The sequence below is a fragment of the Arthrobacter sp. MYb23 genome, from assembly GCF_002979775.1.
GTDB lineage: Bacteria > Actinomycetota > Actinomycetes > Actinomycetales > Micrococcaceae > Arthrobacter.
This window is the reverse complement of the sequence record NZ_PCPR01000002.1, coordinates 1-18,166: the sequence shown is the minus strand read 5'-3', so window position 1 is coordinate 18,166 and position 18,166 is coordinate 1. Positions and strand designations below refer to the sequence as shown.

Below are 18,166 nucleotides of genomic sequence, written 5' to 3'. Positions count from 1 at the left end.
CCTCAGAACCGGGAGCTTCACATGACCATTTCATCCAGTCAGGATCTTCTGCCTGCCGAACTCACCATGGGCACCGTCATGCTCAAGGTTGGCGACATGAAGGTCATGAGCGACTACTACCAGCGCGCCCTGGGCCTGAAGGTGGTTGCCGAGCAGGATGGCGGGCTGTATCTGGGGCGTGTCGGCAAGCCGGTGGTTCACCTTGCTCCGGCGGCGGGGCTGCAGATTCCGGGGCGCGGCGAGGCCGGCCTGTTTCACACAGCCATCCTGTTCGAGGACCAGCCGTCATTGGCAGCCACCATTGCCAGCGCCGCCCAGTATGAACCCCGCGCTTTTGCGGGCAGCGCCGACCACCTCGTCAGCGAGGCGTTCTATTTCACCGACCCCGAGGGCAACGGCATTGAGCTCTACTACGACAAACCCCGCGAACTGTGGCAATGGGATGGCAAGAACGTGGTCATGGACAACGTGGCCTTGCCCCCGCAACGCTTCCTCCAGCAGCACCTGAGTGAAGCTGCCGTGACAGGGCAACTCGAGGCCGCTGCCGGAATCGGGCATGTTCACCTGCAAGTGGGGGACGTGGAGACTGCGCAAAAGTTTTACGTGGACACACTCGGATTCGAGCGGACTGCGGGGTGGCACGGCCAGGCACTGTTCGTGTCCGCAGGCGGATATCACCATCACATGGCCATGAACGTCTGGAATAGTCGCGGAGCCGGACCCCGTAAGGACACCCTGGGCCTGGGAGAGGTGCTGATCGAAGTCCCCGGTAATGACCATGTCGCAGCGCTGGGCGATCGCCTCAAGGTTGCGGGGGTGCAGCATCATCACACCGGAGCAGAGCTTCACTTCGAGGACCCATGGAGGAACAAACTGCGGGTTGCGGTCCGGTAAAGCTGTGCCCGGCGGGTTGCCCGCACGCCCGCTGCGCTGCACTAGGCTGGAAGGAGACGGCGCGGAGCCCCTCGGATTCCGTGCCGCTGCCCCGTCAGCACGAAGGAATGAGAGTACTCTCCATGGGCTTTGCCGAAATCTTTGTAGCCACCCACGATGAAGCACTCAAGCGGGCAGCGGCCCTGGCCAAGGGGGCGGATGTGACCGGCCCGGCCGTGCGGATTGACGGCCTTACCGACTTCGAAGTGGAACAGTTGGGCGATCTCGCCGGGCAAGCCGTCCACGCCGCCGGGGCTGATTATGAGCTTGCCCTGGTGGACGTCACCAGTGATGCCCTCCTGGGTGTCCCTGAAGCCATGGTGCGGGCTCTTGCCGAGCTTCTCACCTATGAGAGCGAAGGCGACGCCAACGTTCTCGACGACGTCGCTGCTGCTTGGGCTGCGCAGGACGATATGCCTTTCGATGCCGCTCAATCGCGTCAGTATGTCCAACAACTGGCTGCCCTCGCAACGGACGTTGAGAAGGCGGAGCGCACCGGGCTGTACGTTTGGTCCGAATGATGGCTGGGTTGGCCTAAGCCTCAGGATTGAGCGGGGGAGTGGGGAAGATCACGCCCACCCGCGTGGCCGAAGTCGTATTTATTCCGGGCATCTGGCACAATAGACAGGTACTCGATCGGTGCGGCCCCTCTCTCCGTGCTCGTATCTTGTCCTTCGAACCGTCAAGTATGGCCCGCCCCACGGGTGCAGAACGTCGGGTTCAACCTCGTTTCAGAAACAGGAGTGACCACAAAAGTGGCCGTAAAGATTCGCCTTAAGCGCTTCGGTAAGATGCGCGCACCGTACTACCGCATCGTCGTCATGGATGCCCGCGCCAAGCGCGATGGCCGTGCCATTGAAGAAATCGGCAAGTACCACCCCACCGAAGAGCCGTCGTACATCGAGGTCGCTTCCGAGCGCGCCCAGTACTGGCTTTCCGTTGGCGCCCAGCCGACCGAGCAGGTTGCCGCGATCCTCAAGATCACCGGTGACTGGCAGAAGTTCAAGGGCCTCCCGGGCCAGGAAGGCACCCTGAAGACCAAAGCTCCGAAGGAAGCCTTCGTAGCACCGGAGAAGGGTTCCGTCATCATCCCGGAAGCCATCACCAAGAAGGCCAAGAAGGACGAAGCTGCCGAGGCTCCGGCCGAGGCTGAAGCAGAGACCACCGAGGCTGAGTAAGTTGCTGGCAGAAGCGCTCGAGCACTTGGTCCGTGGGATCGTTGACAGCCCTGAGGATGTCAAGGTCAGTGCCAAGAACAACCGCCGCGGGGAATCCCTCGAGGTGCGTGTTCACCAGGAGGACCTCGGACGGGTGATCGGCCGTCAAGGACGCACCGCACGCGCATTGCGCACAGTGGTTGCAGCTTTGGCTGGTGGCGAGCAGGTCAGGGTCGACGTCGTCGACACCGACCGTCGCCGGTAACGCGCTCAGCACTACTTGTCTTAGATCCGGCCCCTTCACCGAATATGGTGGAGGGGCCGGATTGCTTTATCCACCATTGACTGTCCGTTGCCCTGCGGCGCGGGCACTACAAGAATTCAGAGGAACCCATGCAGCTCCAGGTGGCCCGGATCGGCAAACCCCATGGCATCCGTGGCGAGGTTACGGTGCAAGTACTCACCGACGCCCCCTCCGAGCGTTTCGTCGCCGGAACCGAGTTCGTCGTGGAGCCCGCCTCCGCCGGCCCCTTGACCATCCGCAGCGCGCGGTGGAATAAGGACATCCTCCTGCTTGGCTTCGAAGAAATTGCCGACCGCAACGCGGCCGAGGTCATCCGGGGAGCCAAGCTCTTCATCGAAACCGAGGAACTCGACGACGAAGACGACGACGAGGGCTGGTACGAGCACGAGCTGGTCGGCCTGGAAGCCCGGGTTGGTTCGCAGGTAGTGGGCAAAGTTGCCGCGCTCACCACCTTGCCCGTCCAGGATCTGTTGACGGTCAAGGATGCGGACGGCAAGGAAATCCTCATTCCCTTCGTGGACGAAATTGTTCCGGAGGTCAACGTAGAGGGCGGCTACATCCTCCTCACTCCGCCGACGGGCCTCTTCGAGATCAACGACGAGAACCCCAAGGAGCCCAAGGATGGCGCCGGGGATGATGCCTGAATGAGGATCGATGTTGTCAGTATCTTTCCTGAGTACCTCGCGCCGCTGGAGCTATCACTCATAGGCAAGGCCCGCCAGGACGGATTGCTGGAGCTGAACGTCCACGATCTGCGCACCTTCACCACGGACAAACACCGCACGGTGGATGACACCCCGTATGGTGGCGGCGCCGGAATGGTCATGAAACCCGAACCCTGGGCGCAAGCCCTGGAATCGGTTGCGGCGGTCCGAGAAGGCTCCAAGCCGGTGCTGATTGTTCCGTCACCGGCAGGAGAGAAGTTCAACCAGGCCCTGGCCTATGAGCTGGCCGAAGAAGATCAGCTCGTCTTCGCCTGCGGCCGCTACGAAGGCATTGACGAGCGCGTCATCGACTGGGCACAGGATCATTTCACGGTCCGGCCCGTCAGCCTCGGCGACTACGTCCTCAATGGAGGTGAGGTGGCGGTGTTGGCCATGGTCGAAGCAATCGGGCGACTCCTTCCAGGTGTGGTGGGCAACCCGGAATCCCTGATTGAGGAGTCCCACTCCGATGGCCTCCTGGAGTATCCCGTCTACACCAAGCCTTCAGCGTGGCGGGACCACGACGTCCCTCCGATCCTCCTCAGCGGCAACCACGGCAAGATTGCACAGTGGCGGCGCCACGAGCAATTCCGACGGACGGCTGAACGCAGGCCGGATCTTATGGAAGGGTTCGACGCCGGCCGCTTGAGTCGCGCTGACCGGCAGGCCCTCGCGGACCTCGGCTACGACGTCGTTGATGGTCGCCTACGTGCCAAGCCCGGCGGCGCGACCGAAAACTAAGGCCACTTCCCGCCGTCGAAAGTTGCGGGGAACCGGACAGTTGGCCGGATGGTGGCGACTATGGCAGAATTAACCCTTGTGTCTGCTGGGCTGACACCTGCCACAGGGGGAGTTCAGCCAACAGTCGGACAACCCGGCGATGCCAATCAGTGGCAGAGCTGGACACTAAGAAACTTCGGCGGAGATTTCCGGTAGGCCTTTCGTGCCCCGGGCTTGTCTGCCGTAACCCAAAGTGAATGACCTGTGGCGTTCACCAGGAGTGGATTAATGCATATCCTCGATAGCGTAGATGCAGCCTCGCTGCGTAACGATGTTCCGGAGTTCCGCGCGGGCGACACCCTCAAGGTTCACGTCAACATCATCGAAGGCAAGAACTCCCGTGTCCAGGTATTCCAGGGCTTCGTCCTGGGCCGCCAGGGTGACGGCGTTCGCGAAACCTTCACCGTGCGTAAGGTTTCCTTCGGTGTCGGCGTAGAGCGTACCTTCCCGGTACACTCCCCGATCATCGACAAGATCGAGGTCGTCACCAAGGGTGACGTCCGCCGCGCCAAGCTTTACTACATGCGCGCACTGCGCGGTAAGGCTGCGAAGATCAAGGAAAAGCGCGACTTCGCCAAGTAAGTCCTCCGACTTACATAACGGGTCCAGGATTCGTGCCCGGTTGTTCCGGAGCAATCCGCAACGCAACAGGGATACGAGTCATGGACACATCAGAACGCCAGCCCCGGAAACAGGGCTGGCGTTTTGTTTTGCTCGCACTGCTGCTTGCCGTCGCGATCAGCGGCCTGGTCCGGTCCTTGTGGCTGGATGTTTACTACATTCCTTCAGAGTCCATGGAACCCCTTCTTGAAGAAGGGGACAGGATCCTGGTCTCGCGGACGGCCTTCACCTCCGAACCGATACGCCGCGGGGACATTGTTGTTTTCGATGGCCGCGGTTCCTTCGACCCCCTGAGCAGTGGGCAGGGGCCGTTTGTTGATGCGGTGTCGGCTGCAAGCCAGTGGTTCGGGCTCACCGGCAGCGACACCACGTACGTGAAGCGGGTGATTGGTGTGGGGGGTGACCACGTTCAGTGCTGCGACGCGGCAGGTCATCTCACGGTGAATGGTCAGGTTCTTGAGGAACCCTATCTTTATCCGGGGGACGAAACCAGCAAACAGAAATTCAACGTCGTGGTTCCTGAAGGCCGCCTCTGGCTCATGGGTGATCACCGTTCGCGTTCTGCTGATTCGCGTGGACTCCTGGGTGCCCCTGGCGGCGGCATGGTGCCCGTCGATCGCGTTATAGGCCAACCGGTCCGGATCGTCTGGCCACTTGATAGATTTGCAGAAATGCCTCGCTCAGCGCAGGCCGAAACACCACCGAAGAACGGACAGTAAATGCCGGACAAAGCTCCAGAGAACCCCGAGCGGTACCACGATGGCGCCCGGCTCTCGGATGGAACGGCCAGGGCCGAGGGCATGGCTGAGGCTGGCCCGGTTGACGACGTCGTGCCCGGTTCACGCGTGGAGGCAGACGAGTCACGTGCCGGGGGCTCCGAAGGGGGATCCCACGCAGCTGAGAAACCGCGTAAAAACCCGGTGCTCGTGTGGGTCAAGGAGATCGTCACCGTAGTGGCGATTGCACTGGTGTTGTCCTTCCTTCTCAAGACTTTCCTGTTCAGGGCGTTCTACATACCGTCCGAGTCCATGGAAAGCACCTTGGACGTCAATGACCGTATCTTCATCAATCTCCTGGTGCCTGGTCCCTTCGATCTGGCACGCGGGGATGTTGTGGTCTTCAGGGATGCCCAGGCTTGGTTGCCGCCCGTTGCGACGAAGCCGGCCGGCCCCATGGACTGGGTGGGAGACGGCTTGGAGTTCGTTGGTTTGGCTCCCGATAACAATGATCAGCACCTGGTGAAGCGCATCATCGGCCTCCCGGGCGACAGGGTTTCCTGCTGTGATGCGGAGGGCCGTCTTTCCATCAATGGGGTGCCGGTGAACGAAACCTACATCAACCCGGCCGAGATTCCGCAGCCGAAGACCTTCGATATTGTTGTTCCGGAAGGAAAGGTGTGGGTGATGGGCGACAACCGCAACCACTCCGAAGATTCCCGGATGCACCAGGAAGTCAACGGGGGCTTCATCAACATCGAGGATGTTGAAGGCAAAGCCACCGTCATTGCCTGGCCGATTAACCGATGGACCATCCTCGATAACTATCAGGACGTTTTCCGTGACGTCCCTGAAGGTACCCCGGCCAAGTAAGGCACCTGGGACAAGAAATGGCATCAATGGCTACCAGTTCCAAGGGCAAGACTCCTGGCAAAGCTCCTGGCAAAGCTCTGGCCAAGTCAAAGGCTAAATCAACCACTAAGGCCAAGAGCCCGCTGGGATACCCCACCTTGGACATCGAGCGGTCCTACTTGTCCTCCGGCGTGCGTTTACTTGCCGGAGTAGATGAGGTTGGGCGGGGAGCCCTGGCAGGCCCGGTCAGTGTGGGCATCGCGGTGGTGAACCTGGAAGAGCATGGTCTGCTGGCTGACGTCAGGGACAGCAAGCTGCTCAAGCCCGAGGACCGGGACAGACTGGAACCCCTGGTTCGTGAGTGGGCTGTGGCCTCCGCCGTCGGGCATGCCTCATCGCGGGAGATTGATGAAATCGGCATCATCGCCGCTTTGCGGCTGGCCGGAACCCGTGCTTGGTTTGAGATCCTTGAAGGCGGCATCACGCCGGATATGGTGCTGCTGGACGGCAGCCACAATTGGCTTTCTCCGGACGTTCAGGCCTCGCTCTTCGACAGTCCCGAGCCCGGCCCGTGGTGCGAGGCGCCTGTGCAGACCAGGATCAAAGCGGATATGAGCTGCCTTAGTGTGGCCGCTGCCAGTGTCCTGGCCAAAGTTGCCCGGGACCGGATCATGGTGGACCTGCATTCGGAAATCCCCTCCTATGGCTGGAACGTCAATAAGGGCTACGCCACTTCTGCCCACCGGGATGTCATCCGCTCGCAAGGCCCAAGCGTTTATCACCGGACAAGCTGGAACCTCACGGGGCCCGACCCGGACTGACGCGTCCTTGACCCGCGCTGCCACTGGCGTGGCGCTTGCTGCCCGTCAGATAGTGCAAGATGGAACTATGAGCGCCGAGGACCTTGAGAACTATGAAACCGATATGGAGCTTCAGCTCTACCGCGAGTACCGGGATGTTGTCGGTCTGTTCAGCTATGTAGTGGAAACCGAGCGGCGTTTCTATCTGGCCAACCACGTGGACCTGCAGGCCCGCAGCGCCGACGGTGAAGTCTATTTTGACCTGACCCTGCAGGATGCCTGGGTCTGGGATGTCTACCGTTCTGCACGTTTCGTCAAGAATGTCCGGGTCATCACCTTCAAGGACGTCAACGTAGAGGAACTCCCGCGGAGCGAGGACCTGGCTTTGCCGAAGGATGGCGGCCTTGGCGATCTGGGAGATCTCGGAAACTAATCCGGCCCTCTGAGCCAGTATTCCTCCACAGCCCTGACTTCTTCACCTTTACCCACATAGCGCCGTGACCCCCTGCCGCCGCACCCCGCCAGCCTGAAAACTGGTGTTTGGAGGTGGTGGTCATGAGAGCAAAAGACCTGCTTGGCCGCAACGGTGAAGCACTGGCGGCCGATTTTCTGGAGAACCAGGGAATGCGGATCGTCGATCGCAATTGGCGGTGCCCGGACGGTGAGATCGACCTCGTGGCAGTCGAAGGCGACATCCTGGTTATTGCCGAAGTCAAGACCCGGAAGAGCCTGGACTACGGTCATCCTTTTGAGGCGGTGGGTGCCGCCAAGCTGGCGCGTCTTCATCGGCTCTCGTCGTCGTGGTGCCGCGAGCATGATCTTGCGGTGCTGCGCACGCGGATCGATGTTGTTTCCGTCATTGACAGCGGCGTCGGTGAGCCAAAACTGGAGCACTTGCGCGGTGTCGGCTGATGGGGGTCGGGCGCAGCTACTGCGTTGCCCTGGTGGGGCTCAACGGTTACATCGTGGAGGTAGAAGCTGACATCGGCCAAACGCTTCCAAACTTCGTCATCCTGGGGTTACCCGATGCTGCTTTGAACGAAGCTAAAGAGCGCATTCGGTCGGCCGCCCAAAACTCCGGAATCCCCCTGAGCAGACGTAAGATCACGGCCAATCTGATCCCGGCATCCCTTCCCAAGCGGGGCTCTGGATTTGACCTGGCCATCACCATGGCCGTGCTCCGTGCGGCCGGCGACATCCGCGAAATTGGTGGAACCGTGTTTATGGCAGAGCTTGGGCTTGATGGACGCTTGAGGCCGGTACGTGGCATCCTCCCTGCAGTCATGGCGGCTGTTCAAGCGGGATACCCGGACGTTGTGGTGGCTGACGCCAACGCTGCGGAAGCATCACTGGTCCCGGGAGCGAAGGTTCGCGGTTACAAAACCCTTGCCCGGCTTGCCTATGACTTTGGCGCGGACCCCAAAGACCTCGCCCTCGACTACAACCCTGGTGACGTCGATGTTCCTGAGGATGACACGGATATCGAACCGTTGATGCCGGACCTCTCTGACGTGTCGGGGCAAGGCGAGGCACGCCGCGCCTTGGAGGTAGCCGCTGCCGGTGGCCACCACATGTTGCTGACAGGGCCGCCGGGGGCAGGTAAGACGATGCTGGCAGAGCGTTTGCCGGGCCTGCTCCCGGACTTGGCCGACACAGCGGCCATGGAGGTGACCGCCATCCACTCGCTGGCCGCTGTCCAGTCAAGCGCTGTGAGGCTCATTCGCAGGCCACCCTTTGAAAATCCCCACCACAGCGCCACCTCTGCGGCCATCATCGGTGGAGGCTCGGGACTTCCCAGGCCCGGGGCCGCATCGCGTGCACATCGTGGCGTCTTGTTCCTTGACGAAGCTCCGGAGTATGAGCGCCGGGTCCTGGATGCCCTCAGGCAGCCTCTGGAGAGCGGAGAGCTGGTGATACATCGTTCGGCAGGGACGGCTGCATACCCGGCCCGGTTTCAGCTCGTACTTGCCGCCAATCCATGTCCGTGCGGCAAAGCGTCCGGGAAGGGCCTGGACTGTACATGCACTGCCATGATGCGCCGCAGGTATTTTGGTCGTATTTCGGGGCCGCTGTTGGATCGCGTTGATATTCAGTTGCAGGTTGAACGGGTGTCTCTGGCTGACTTTGGCCATGGCGGCAAGGAAGAAGATACCCGCGCTGTCGCTGCACGGGTCCTGGCTGCCAGGGAGAGGCAGCTGGAGCGGTTGTTGGAGATGGGGCTTGAGACCAATTCGCAGGTGCCGGGGCGCACCTTGCGGGGTGAGCTGCGGCTGGCCCCAGGGACCACCCGGATTCTGGACACGGCGCTGGAACGTGGCACCCTCACTGCACGCGGCTATGACCGCGTCCTTCGGTTGGCATGGACCTTGGCAGATCTGGGGCATAGCGATGCGCCGGACATCGATCACATTGGTCAAGCTTTGGGCCTGCGCCAAGCTGCGGCTGCCACATGAGTAATAGCGACGCGAAGGGATTCACAGCCATGGCTGTTGTAGGGAAGCAAGAGAGAGAACGAATTGCCAGAGCGGCACTGGCCAGGCTCATGGAGCCCCAGGACTCTGTGGGCCTGGCACTGGTGCGGGCAGTAGGTGCAATAGATACTCTGGGTATCGCAACCGGTGAGCTGCGCGCAGGGCCAAACCTGGAGCGGGAGATCTCAGCGCTGTTGGTGGACGGAGGTGGGCCTTCGTCCTGGGCAGGGCTACCGGCGAGCCTTCGACGATGGGCGCCCCGTATTGCTGATCTCGCGCCGGACCGGGACCTGGAGACGATGAACAGGCTGGGCGGGCGGTTGATCATCCCGGGAGATGAGCTGTGGCCCGCACAACTGGAAGCCTTGGGACTCCAGGAGCCCCTTTGCCTGTGGTGGCGGGGACGGGAACAGTCTCTGCCGTCCGTCGGGCAGACCATTGCCTTGGTTGGATCGAGGGACAGCACCAGCTACGGAGCATCCGTCACTGGCGACTTCGCCTACGGCCTGGCGCAGCGCGGATTTACCGTGGTCTCCGGCGGGGCCTATGGCATCGACGCCCATGCCCACCGCGGGGCCTTGAGCGGCGGAGTGGCCAGTATGCCCACCATCGCCGTCATGGCAGGTGGCGTGGATCGTTTCTACCCCTCTGGCAACGAGGACCTTCTTCGGGCAGTGTCCACTCAGGGGGCTGTGATGTCAGAGGTCCCGCCCGGTTCCGCTCCCACCCGGTACAGGTTCCTGCAACGGAACCGGATCATCGCAGCCTTTGCGTCTGTAACCGTGGTTGTGGAGGCTCGATGGAGATCGGGAGCCCTCAACACGGCCCATCATGCTGAAACCATCGGAAGGGTTGTTGCCGCTGTCCCCGGATCCATTCACAGCGCCAACTCGGCAGGATGCCACCGTCTCCTCCGTGACGGGGGAGCCGTCTGTGTCACCGACGTGGGGGAGATAGCCGAGCTCGCCGGCGCCATAGGTGAAGGCACAAGTGAGGACAGGGTCGGCGCCGCCGCCGTGCACGACGGCCTTTCCCTGGAAGATCTCATACTCCTGGATGCTCTGCCGCTCAGATCCACCAGCTCGGTGGAGAAGCTGACTGTGGTGGCCGGACTGAGCGTGGACGCTGTGCGCGCGGGTCTTGGCCGGCTGGGGCTGATGGGTTTGGCCAGTTCAGAACGGGGTGCATGGAAACGGGCCAAAACGTCCTAGTCCTGCAGGGGAAGCATGTTGGTACTCCTTGTTTGCGACGAGGACTGGCACAGTGGGAAGGGTGAACGATCCAACATTGCCAGCATCTCTTCAAAATGCAGTCGAAGGCTTTCGGCGCTACTTGGAGGGCGAACGCGCCAGATCTGCGCACACTGTTCGTGCGTACCTTGCCGATGTTGAAAGTCTCCTCGGCTTTGCCGCATTGGAGGGCGTTCAGGAACTTGGACAACTGGAGTTGGGCTCCTTGCGGCGCTGGCTTGGAGCGCAGAGCGAGTCCGGCATGGCGCGGGCCACGCTGGCGCGCCGGGCCGCGACGGCAAGGTCCTTCACGGGGTGGGCGCTCCGGGAAGAACTCATCGCGACGGACCCCGCAGTCCGTTTGCGGGCACCCAAGCGGGACAAGTCCCTGCCGGGGGTCCTTCAGCAACAGCAGGTCTCACGGATGGTGGATGATCTGAAAAATGCGGCAGCGGACGGTGGTCCAATGGCCTTGCGCAACAGGGCAATGGTGGAGCTTTTATATGCCACCGGAGTCCGCGTCGGTGAACTGGCGGGGCTGGACATCGATGACCTTGACCCGGATCGACGCACGCTCCGCGTGCTGGGTAAGGGCAACAAGGAGCGCACTGTTCCGTTCGGTGTTCCGGCTGCTCTGGCCGTGGATGATTGGCTCAGGCGGGGGAGGCCAGTACTGGTGACTGGCACGAGCGGTCCCGCTTTGTTCCTGGGAGTGCGCGGCAACCGGGTTGATCCGCGCCAAGTCCGGGCTGTGGTCAGCGAACTCTTGCAGGCGTTGGGTGACACATCAGCCACAGGGCCGCACGCGCTCAGGCACAGCGCGGCTACCCACTTGCTGGACGGGGGAGCGGACTTGCGCGCTGTACAGGAAATACTCGGTCACAGCAGCCTGGCAACCACGCAGATATACACCCACGTATCCGTGGACCGCCTCCGTAAGAGCTACCAGCAAGCGCATCCAAGGGCCTGACTGTGCCCAGCACATGCCATACTGGCGGAAACGGGCAGGGTACGGCAAAATGAAAGCACCACGGGGGAAACCTTCAATTCACGGTTGAGGGTTAGAACTGTGTCAGTATCGTCCGTAAGTACCTGTGAAACAAAGAAGTATCTAGAAAACGCAGTTGTGTTCCCAAAACTAAATAGCCTGTCAGGGCCGCTTGAGTTCCACGGCGTCCGGCAGCAGCAGCACCATCCAGGCAGAGGTCGTTGGGGAAGACGTACCTACAGCTATGGAGGATGGAATGTCTGTTGCAACAACCCGCGGTGTCCTGTTCGTGCACTCGGCCCCTACGGCACTGTGCCCGCACGTTGAGTGGGCCATTGGATCGGTCGTGGATAAGCGAACCGATCTTGAGTGGACCCCTCAACCTGCCGCGCCGGGAATGTTCCGGGCGGAGTTGTCGTGGACCGGCGCTCCCGGTACTGGGGCCCAATTGGCGTCCGCTCTGAGGGGCTGGGCTCATTTGCGCTACGAGGTGACCGAGGAACCAAGCCAGGGTGTGGACGGTGCTCGTTGGTCACACACCCCTGAGTTGGGCATTTTTCATGCCGTCACTGATGTGCACGGCAACATCATGGTGACCGAGGACCGCATCCGCTACGCCTACGAGTCCGGCGCGGGAGACCCCTCAGCTGTTTACCATGAGCTTTCATTAGCCTTGGGTGAAGCGTGGGATGAGGAACTGGAGCCCTTCCGCCACGCAGCTGAAGGTGCTCCCGTGCGCTGGTTGCACCAAGTTGGTTAGTCTTGCCGGCTAGCAGTGTTGCTCGTCAGCGCTGACTCAAAGCGATTCCCCATAGCAATGAGAAGGGCCCCACCAGCAGGTGGGGCCCTTCTCATGTCTGAACACCCGTGCCTCCATGTTTGGTGGCAGGAGTCCGGCTTAGACGTTACGGACTGCGATGACGGCGTTGTGGCCGCCGAAGCCGAACGAGTTGCTCAAGGCCACGATGTCTCCCTGGGGAAGATCGCGAACGGAGGTCACGACGTCGAGGGGAATCTCCGGATCCTGGTTCTCGAGGTTGATGGTGACCGGCGCCTTGCGTTCGTAGACGGCCAGCACGGTCAGTACGGCTTCAACGGCCCCTGAAGCGCCCAGGAGGTGGCCCATCTGCGACTTCGTAGCGGATACCGCAACGTTGTCCACATGGGTCCCCAGAGCGGCCCGCAGGGCTGTGTACTCGGGCTTGTCGCCAACAGGCGTCGAGGTAGCGTGCGCATTGACGTGCACCACGTCCTCCGCCTGGATCCTGCCATCGAACATTGCTGCCTTAAGGGCACGGGTGGCGCCCAGGCCCTCGGGGTCCGGTGCTGTGATGTGGTAAGCGTCGGCAGTCACGGATGTTCCGGCGAGTTCAGCGTAAATGCGCGCGCCTCGTGCAATCGCGTGTTCCTCGGCCTCGAGGACCAGAGCACCGGCGCCTTCGCCCATGACAAAGCCGTCACGGTCGATGTCGTAAGGCCGGGAGGCGCGTTCGGGGTCGTCGTTCCTGCGGGACAGCGCCTGCATGGAGGAGAAAGCAGCCATCGGCATCGGGTGGATGGCCGCTTCGGCGCCTCCACACATGACAACGTCAGCCTTGCCGGAGCGGATCAGGTCCAGCCCAAGGTGCATTGCCTCGGTACCGGATGCGCAGGCAGAGACAGGTGTGTGAGCGCCGGCGCGTGCGCCGAGGTCAAGGCTCACTGCCGCCGCTACGCCGTTGGGCATCAACATGGGCACTGTCATGGGCAGCACGCGCCGCGGGCCCTTGTCGCGAAGGGTGTCCCAGGCGTCCAGAAGCGTCCAAACGCCGCCGATTCCTGTGGCGAATGCGACGGCCAGACGGTCGTGGTCTATTTCTTCAATGCCGGAATCGGCCCAGGCTTCCCGGGCGGCGATAACGCCGAACTGGGTTGACGGGTCCATGCGCTTGGCCTCTACGCGGCTCAGGACCTCAAGTGCCGGTGTCGAGGCCCGGGCAGCAAAGTGGACGGGGAGGTCGTACTTGGCCACCCACTCGTCGCCGAGCGTGTGGGCGCCGGAGACCCCTTTCAGCGCGTTCTGCCACATTGTGGGTACGTCGCCGCCGATGGGAGTGGTGGCCCCCAGACCGGTTATGACTACTTTGCGTGCCATGCGATCACTCTCTGTCGGATAGCCGTCCCGCATGCGCGGTTCACAGGGGGAGGCAAGAAAATCTATGGGTGTTACTGCGGCTGTGCCGGGCGCAAGGATAGGAATCCCGGCCCGGCACAGCTTGTGTCAGGACTAGGCCTGTGCGTTGGCGATGAAGCTGACGGCGTCGCCGACGGTCTTGAGGTTCTTGACCTCTTCGTCCGGGATACGTACGCCGAACTTCTCTTCAGCGTTCACGACGATGGTCATCATGGAGATGGAGTCGATGTCCAGGTCCTCGGTGAAGGACTTGTCCAGCTCCACGGCTTCGGTGGCGAGGCCGGTTTCTTCGTTGACGATTTCAGCCAGGCCGGCCAGGATCTCTTCGTTGCTAGCCATTGTTGGCTCCTTTTCTTGTTGGACCGGCTACTGCCGGAAAGGGGGCAAACCGCGGGTTGCGGCTTGGGTTTGTAAGTCGTATTCAGTTTGGCTGTTGGTAGCCGGGAGGAGGCCCGGCTACGGCAGAACCACTACCTGGGCGCCGAAGACCAGTCCGGCGCCGAACCCGATCTGCAGAGCCAGGCCACCGCTGAGCTCAGGGTTCTCCTGAAGCAGGCGGTGTGTTGCCAACGGGATGGATGCCGCGGACGTGTTTCCTGCTTGGGCGATGTCGCGGCCGATGACAACAGATTCGGGAAGCTTGAGCTTCTTGACCATCTCGTCGATGATTCGCATGTTTGCCTGGTGGGGAACGAAGGCAGCGAGGTCGCTGGCTTCGATGCCCGCGGCATCCAGAGCCTGCTGGGCTACCTTGGCCATTTCCCAGACGGCCCAGCGGAAAACTGTCTGACCGTCCTGGCGCAGGGTGGGCCAAACATCCTGGGTTGCCGAAAGAATGGCGGGATCGTCGATTTCGTCGGAGTGCCGCGCGGATTCGCCCAGCTTCTTGACGTCCTCGAGGGAGTGGGTCATGCCGATCGCGTCCCACTTGCTGCCATCCGAGCCCCAGACCGAGGGGCCGATGCCGGGAGTGTCGGACGGGCCAACCACAACGGCACCTGCGCCGTCGCCGAGCAGGAAGGAGATGGTGCGCTCGTGGTTGTCGATGACGTCGGAGAGCTTCTCCGCACCGACAACCAGGACGTACTGGGCCGCACCGGAACGGACCAGGGCGTCAGCCTGGGCCACTCCGTAGCAGTACCCTGCGCAGGCGGCCGAGATGTCGAAGGCGGGTGCCGGCGTCGCGCCCAAACGGTCGGTGAGTGCAGCAGCAGCTGATGGCGTCGCGTACGGGTGCGTCACAGTGGACACGATCACGGCGCCCAGTTGGGAGGCCTCGATTCCGGCTTGCTTGAGCGCTTCGCGGGCAGCGCCTTCTGCCATGTCGATGACGCTGACGTCAGCAGCAGCGCGGTGGCGGGTGATGATGCCGGTGCGCTGGCGGATCCATTCGTCCGAGGAGTCGATCCACTGGCAGACGTCGTCGTTGGTGACGATGACGTCCGGGCGGTACGCACCGATGCCCAGGATGCGGGCATTCTCGTTGACAACAGCCTTGTTCAATACGGGGGTGCTCATGCCTGTCCCTCCAGTTCTGCGAAGAGCGCGAGAGCCGCGGACAGGTCATCCGGGGTCTTGACGGCCACAGTCTTGACGCCCGGCATGCCGCGCTTTGCAAGCCCGGCGAGTGTGCCGGCAGGTGCCAGTTCAATGACGCCGGTGACGCCACGCTCAACCAACGTTTCCATGCACAGATCCCAACGGACGGGCCGTGAGACCTGCGCGATCAGGCTTTCCACTGCTGCAGGACCTGCGGTCACTTCCTTGCCGTCGAAGTTGGACAACAGCGGAACAGCCGGGTTCTGCGGCGACAAGGATGGCTTCAGCGCTTCGAGGGCGCTGACTGCTGGTGCCATATGTGAAGTGTGGAAGGCACCGGCGACCTTCAGGGGGATGACGCGTGCCTTCGCCGGTGGGTTGTCCGCCAAAGCCTTGAGCTGTTCGAACGTTCCCGCGGCTACCGTTTGTCCGGCCCCGTTGACGTTGGCCGGAGTGGCGCCCGCGGCCTCAATGGCTGCCAGGACCTCGGCGGGGTCTCCGCCCACAACTGCGCTCATGCCCGTGGGCGTCACGGCAGCTGCTGCGGCCATGCTGTTGGCGCGCTCCCGAACGAAGGTCATGGCCTCCGGCTCGGTGAGGACACCGGCGAGGGCTGAAGCCGTGATTTCGCCAACGGAATGTCCGGCGAGGATGACGGGAAGGGTGCTGAGTTCCACATCGAACAAGGACTTGGCAGCAACCAGGCCGGCAGCGACGATCAGGGGCTGCGCCACGGCAGTGTCCTTGATGGTCTCCTCATTCGACGTGGTTCCGTGGGCCTTGAGGTCAATGCCTGCGATTTCGCTTAGTGCGGCCAATTGGCCTTCGACGGAGGGGAGTTCCAGCCAAGGGGCCAAAAATCCGGGGGTCTGGGAGCCCTGTCCAGGGCAGACGATTGCAAGCACGTATCCAGCTTTCCAAATTGCCGCGTGATCCACTGGTGTTTTGGTACACCAAGCTCACTGGGTCAGTTTGTAGGAAGTCTACAACGGTTCAGTTCTGCGAACGTGACGTGTGACGTTCGGGAGCGGCTTTCGGTTGGGCTGAAAGACGGCCCACCACCAACGCCGTTTGCAGCACAAACGCCTCCCGGGGGAGGAGCGGATCCCAGCCTGTCACGTCGCAGACACGCTTCAAACGGTAGCGCACAGTGTTGGCATGGACGAACAATTCACGCGCCGTGGCCTCCAGCGAGTGACCGAGCTCCAAGTACGTCCCCAGGGTCTCAACGAGCCCATTCGAGGCAGCCAGCAAGGGCCTGTAAATGTTCTTGATCAGTGATCTGCGGGCCGCGTCGTCACCGGAAACAACACGCTCCGGGAGTAAGTCGTCTGCAGCTACGGGGCGCGGTGCGGAAGGCCATGCGCGGGCTGCTGTGAGCCCAGCGAACGCAGCCTGCGCTGAACTGCTCGCCTCCAGCAACGAGCTTGCCTCCGGACCGTAAACCACGGCGCCGGGGGCGAAGAGCTCACTGAGCTTGACGTAGGCGGTATCGCGGTCATTGACGCCACCGAGGATCAGAATAAGGCGATCGCCTTGAATGCCTACCAAGGCATCCTCCGCGAAACGTCCGGCGGTTCGGCGTAGTTCGCTGACGTAACTGGCGCTGGGTTCCGACGGCGAATTTCCCACCATCACAGTGAATCGCTCCTGTGCTTTCCAACCGAGCGCTGCGATCCTGGAGCGCAAGGCATCCGTGTTTTCACCCCGCAGAATAGCGTCAACGATCAACGCCTCAAGGCGTGTATCCCAGGAACCGCGGGATTCCGCAGCCCGCGCATACACATCGGCGGCCGCGAAGGCTACTTCCCGCGAGTAACGCAGCACTGCTTCGCGGAGCGAGGGCTGGTCTGATTCCGGCGCTATAACAGGAACCTGGTCCTCGACCACTTCCACTACGATCCGGATCAGTTGAAGGGCCTTTTGCAGGCTGATGGAGCGGGTCAGTTCGGTAGGGGCGTTGCCGAAGACGTCGGTAAGAATCCACGAGGGCGAACTTGGCCGCTCGTACCACGTCACAAAGGCGGCAATGCCGTTTTGGGCCACCAGGCCCAAGGCGGAGCGTTCATCGGAGCTCAGACGGCCGTACCACGGCAGTGATTTCTCCAGTTGCCGCATGGTGCTGGTGGACAATTGGCCCACATTGGCGCGGAGTTGCCGCAGGGTTTCGGCCTTTTCGGGTGACAATGCCTGGGGCGCTGCCTTGCGCTTGGTGGTGGTTTTGCTCGGCTCTGCCATGGAACGAGCATACGGCCCATCCCTGACAAGCTCCATTTGTGAGAAGGCTACAACTGAAGTTGTTGCTGGTCACGTCCTAGGCAGGCATGCTCCAACCCGGTTAAAGCCCGACGGCGGCCCTCACCTTGTGGTGAAAGCCGCCGTCGCGGTTAGTGCTTGCGTCGCTGTTGTTTGCTGGAGTTATTCCACAAACTGTCCGGCGAACTGTTTAGGCGTCGCCGCCTGCTCCGCCGGTGGTGCCGGCGTTCACGTCCAAGAGCCTGTACTTTTCGATCGCCTTTTCCAGCGCACCTGCTTCAACTTCTCCCTTGGCGGCGAGGAGTTGGAGGGTTTTGGCGACGATGGAGTGGGTGTCGTTTTTGAAGTAGCGGCGTGCGGCTTGGCGGGTGTCGGAGAAGCCGAAGCCGTCTGCTCCGAGGGAGGCGAAGTCGTTGGGGATGAATTGGCGGATTTGGTCGGGGACGGCTTTCATGTAGTCGGACACGGCGATGACCGGTCCGGTGGTGTTGGCGAGTTGTTCGGTGATGAACGGGGTGCGTCCGGGTTGGCCGGGGTTGAGGAAGGCGTGTTCTTCGGCGGCGAGTCCGTCGCGTCGGAGTTCGTTCCAGGAGGTCACGGACCACACGGTGGCGGCGACGTTCCAGTCTTCGTTCAGGATCCG

21 protein-coding genes and 1 pseudogene are annotated in these 18,166 nt (G+C 62.0%); 16 read left to right on the top strand and 6 right to left on the bottom strand.

Annotated elements, in window-relative coordinates:
- Nucleotides 1-21 precede the first annotated feature (21 nt).
- From CQ020_RS02525 to CQ020_RS02450, 16 genes are all read left to right on the top strand, one after another.
- Nucleotides 22-894, top strand: a complete 873-nt coding sequence (locus CQ020_RS02525) for a VOC family protein (RefSeq protein WP_105690430.1) — start codon at nt 22-24, stop codon at nt 892-894.
- 122 nt (nt 895-1,016) lie between these two features.
- Complete coding sequence (locus CQ020_RS02520; protein ID WP_258141688.1) at nt 1,017-1,454, top strand: hypothetical protein; 438 nt, start codon at nt 1,017-1,019, stop codon at nt 1,452-1,454.
- 234 nt (nt 1,455-1,688) lie between these two features.
- Nucleotides 1,689-2,111: a 30S ribosomal protein S16 gene (rpsP, locus tag CQ020_RS02515; protein WP_024817151.1), complete on the top strand. Its 423-nt coding sequence runs from the start codon at nt 1,689-1,691 to the stop codon at nt 2,109-2,111.
- A gap of 1 nt (nt 2,112) precedes the next feature.
- Entirely contained in the window at nt 2,113-2,355 is a 243-nt protein-coding gene (locus tag CQ020_RS02510) for an RNA-binding protein (protein WP_011775119.1), read from the top strand.
- A 128-nt stretch (nt 2,356-2,483) separates the two neighbouring features.
- Nucleotides 2,484-3,038 carry a ribosome maturation factor RimM gene (gene rimM, locus CQ020_RS02505; protein WP_105690429.1) on the top strand — a complete coding sequence of 185 codons (555 nt, stop codon included), beginning with the start codon at nt 2,484-2,486 and terminating at the stop codon, nt 3,036-3,038.
- Complete coding sequence (trmD, locus tag CQ020_RS02500) at nt 3,039-3,839, top strand: tRNA (guanosine(37)-N1)-methyltransferase TrmD (protein ID WP_105690428.1); 801 nt, start codon at nt 3,039-3,041, stop codon at nt 3,837-3,839.
- 267 nt (nt 3,840-4,106) lie between these two features.
- Nucleotides 4,107-4,460, top strand: a complete 354-nt coding sequence (gene rplS / locus CQ020_RS02495; RefSeq protein WP_014922079.1) for a 50S ribosomal protein L19 — start codon at nt 4,107-4,109, stop codon at nt 4,458-4,460.
- An 80-nt stretch (nt 4,461-4,540) separates the two neighbouring features.
- Nucleotides 4,541-5,218 (top strand): signal peptidase I, encoded by a 678-nt coding sequence (lepB, locus tag CQ020_RS02490; RefSeq protein ID WP_105690427.1) that lies wholly within the window; start codon nt 4,541-4,543, stop codon nt 5,216-5,218.
- Nucleotides 5,219-6,088 carry a signal peptidase I gene (gene lepB, locus CQ020_RS02485; protein WP_105690426.1) on the top strand — a complete coding sequence of 290 codons (870 nt, stop codon included), beginning with the start codon at nt 5,219-5,221 and terminating at the stop codon, nt 6,086-6,088. It abuts the gene before it with no gap.
- A 17-nt stretch (nt 6,089-6,105) separates the two neighbouring features.
- A complete protein-coding gene (locus CQ020_RS02480; protein ID WP_105690425.1) occupies nt 6,106-6,888 on the top strand; it encodes a ribonuclease HII in 783 nt (260 codons plus the stop codon).
- 67 nt (nt 6,889-6,955) lie between these two features.
- Nucleotides 6,956-7,300 carry a DUF2469 domain-containing protein gene (locus CQ020_RS02475; RefSeq protein ID WP_018776202.1) on the top strand — a complete coding sequence of 115 codons (345 nt, stop codon included), beginning with the start codon at nt 6,956-6,958 and terminating at the stop codon, nt 7,298-7,300.
- 113 nt (nt 7,301-7,413) lie between these two features.
- A complete protein-coding gene (locus CQ020_RS02470; protein WP_105690770.1) occupies nt 7,414-7,779 on the top strand; it encodes a YraN family protein in 366 nt (121 codons plus the stop codon).
- Nucleotides 7,779-9,320 carry a YifB family Mg chelatase-like AAA ATPase gene (locus CQ020_RS02465; protein WP_105690424.1) on the top strand — a complete coding sequence of 514 codons (1,542 nt, stop codon included), beginning with the start codon at nt 7,779-7,781 and terminating at the stop codon, nt 9,318-9,320. The genes CQ020_RS02470 and CQ020_RS02465 overlap by 1 nt, the downstream gene beginning before the upstream one ends.
- On the top strand, nt 9,317-10,549 hold the full coding sequence (gene dprA / locus CQ020_RS02460; RefSeq protein WP_105690423.1) for a DNA-processing protein DprA: 1,233 nt from the start codon (nt 9,317-9,319) through the stop codon (nt 10,547-10,549). The genes CQ020_RS02465 and dprA overlap by 4 nt, the downstream gene beginning before the upstream one ends.
- Before the next feature lie 52 nt (nt 10,550-10,601).
- Complete coding sequence (locus tag CQ020_RS02455; protein ID WP_105690422.1) at nt 10,602-11,537, top strand: tyrosine recombinase XerC; 936 nt, start codon at nt 10,602-10,604, stop codon at nt 11,535-11,537.
- Nucleotides 11,538-11,811: 274 nt separating this feature from the next.
- A complete protein-coding gene (locus tag CQ020_RS02450; RefSeq protein WP_018776197.1) occupies nt 11,812-12,315 on the top strand; it encodes a DUF3145 domain-containing protein in 504 nt (167 codons plus the stop codon).
- Nucleotides 12,316-12,453: 138 nt separating this feature from the next.
- Here the strand turns inward: CQ020_RS02450 and CQ020_RS02445 are convergent, their stop codons facing one another.
- The 6 genes and pseudogenes from CQ020_RS02445 to CQ020_RS02420 all read right to left on the bottom strand — a co-directional run.
- A complete protein-coding gene (locus tag CQ020_RS02445) occupies nt 12,454-13,689 on the bottom strand; it encodes a beta-ketoacyl synthase (protein ID WP_105690421.1) in 1,236 nt (411 codons plus the stop codon).
- A gap of 132 nt (nt 13,690-13,821) precedes the next feature.
- Entirely contained in the window at nt 13,822-14,067 is a 246-nt protein-coding gene (locus tag CQ020_RS02440) for an acyl carrier protein (protein ID WP_011692310.1), read from the bottom strand.
- Nucleotides 14,068-14,184: 117 nt separating this feature from the next.
- Nucleotides 14,185-15,246, bottom strand: coding sequence for a beta-ketoacyl-ACP synthase III (locus CQ020_RS02435; protein WP_024817140.1), 1,062 nt, complete (start codon nt 15,244-15,246; stop codon nt 14,185-14,187).
- Nucleotides 15,243-16,172 carry an ACP S-malonyltransferase gene (locus CQ020_RS02430; protein WP_181151731.1) on the bottom strand — a complete coding sequence of 310 codons (930 nt, stop codon included), beginning with the start codon at nt 16,170-16,172 and terminating at the stop codon, nt 15,243-15,245. Before CQ020_RS02430 ends, CQ020_RS02435 begins: the two co-directional genes overlap by 4 nt.
- Nucleotides 16,173-16,260: 88 nt before the next feature.
- Entirely contained in the window at nt 16,261-17,505 is a 1,245-nt protein-coding gene (locus CQ020_RS02425) for a CdaR family transcriptional regulator (protein ID WP_024817138.1), read from the bottom strand.
- Nucleotides 17,506-17,713: 208 nt separating this feature from the next.
- Nucleotides 17,714-18,166 (bottom strand): annotated as a pseudogene (locus tag CQ020_RS02420) (pyruvate dehydrogenase (acetyl-transferring), homodimeric type); the annotation flags it as partial.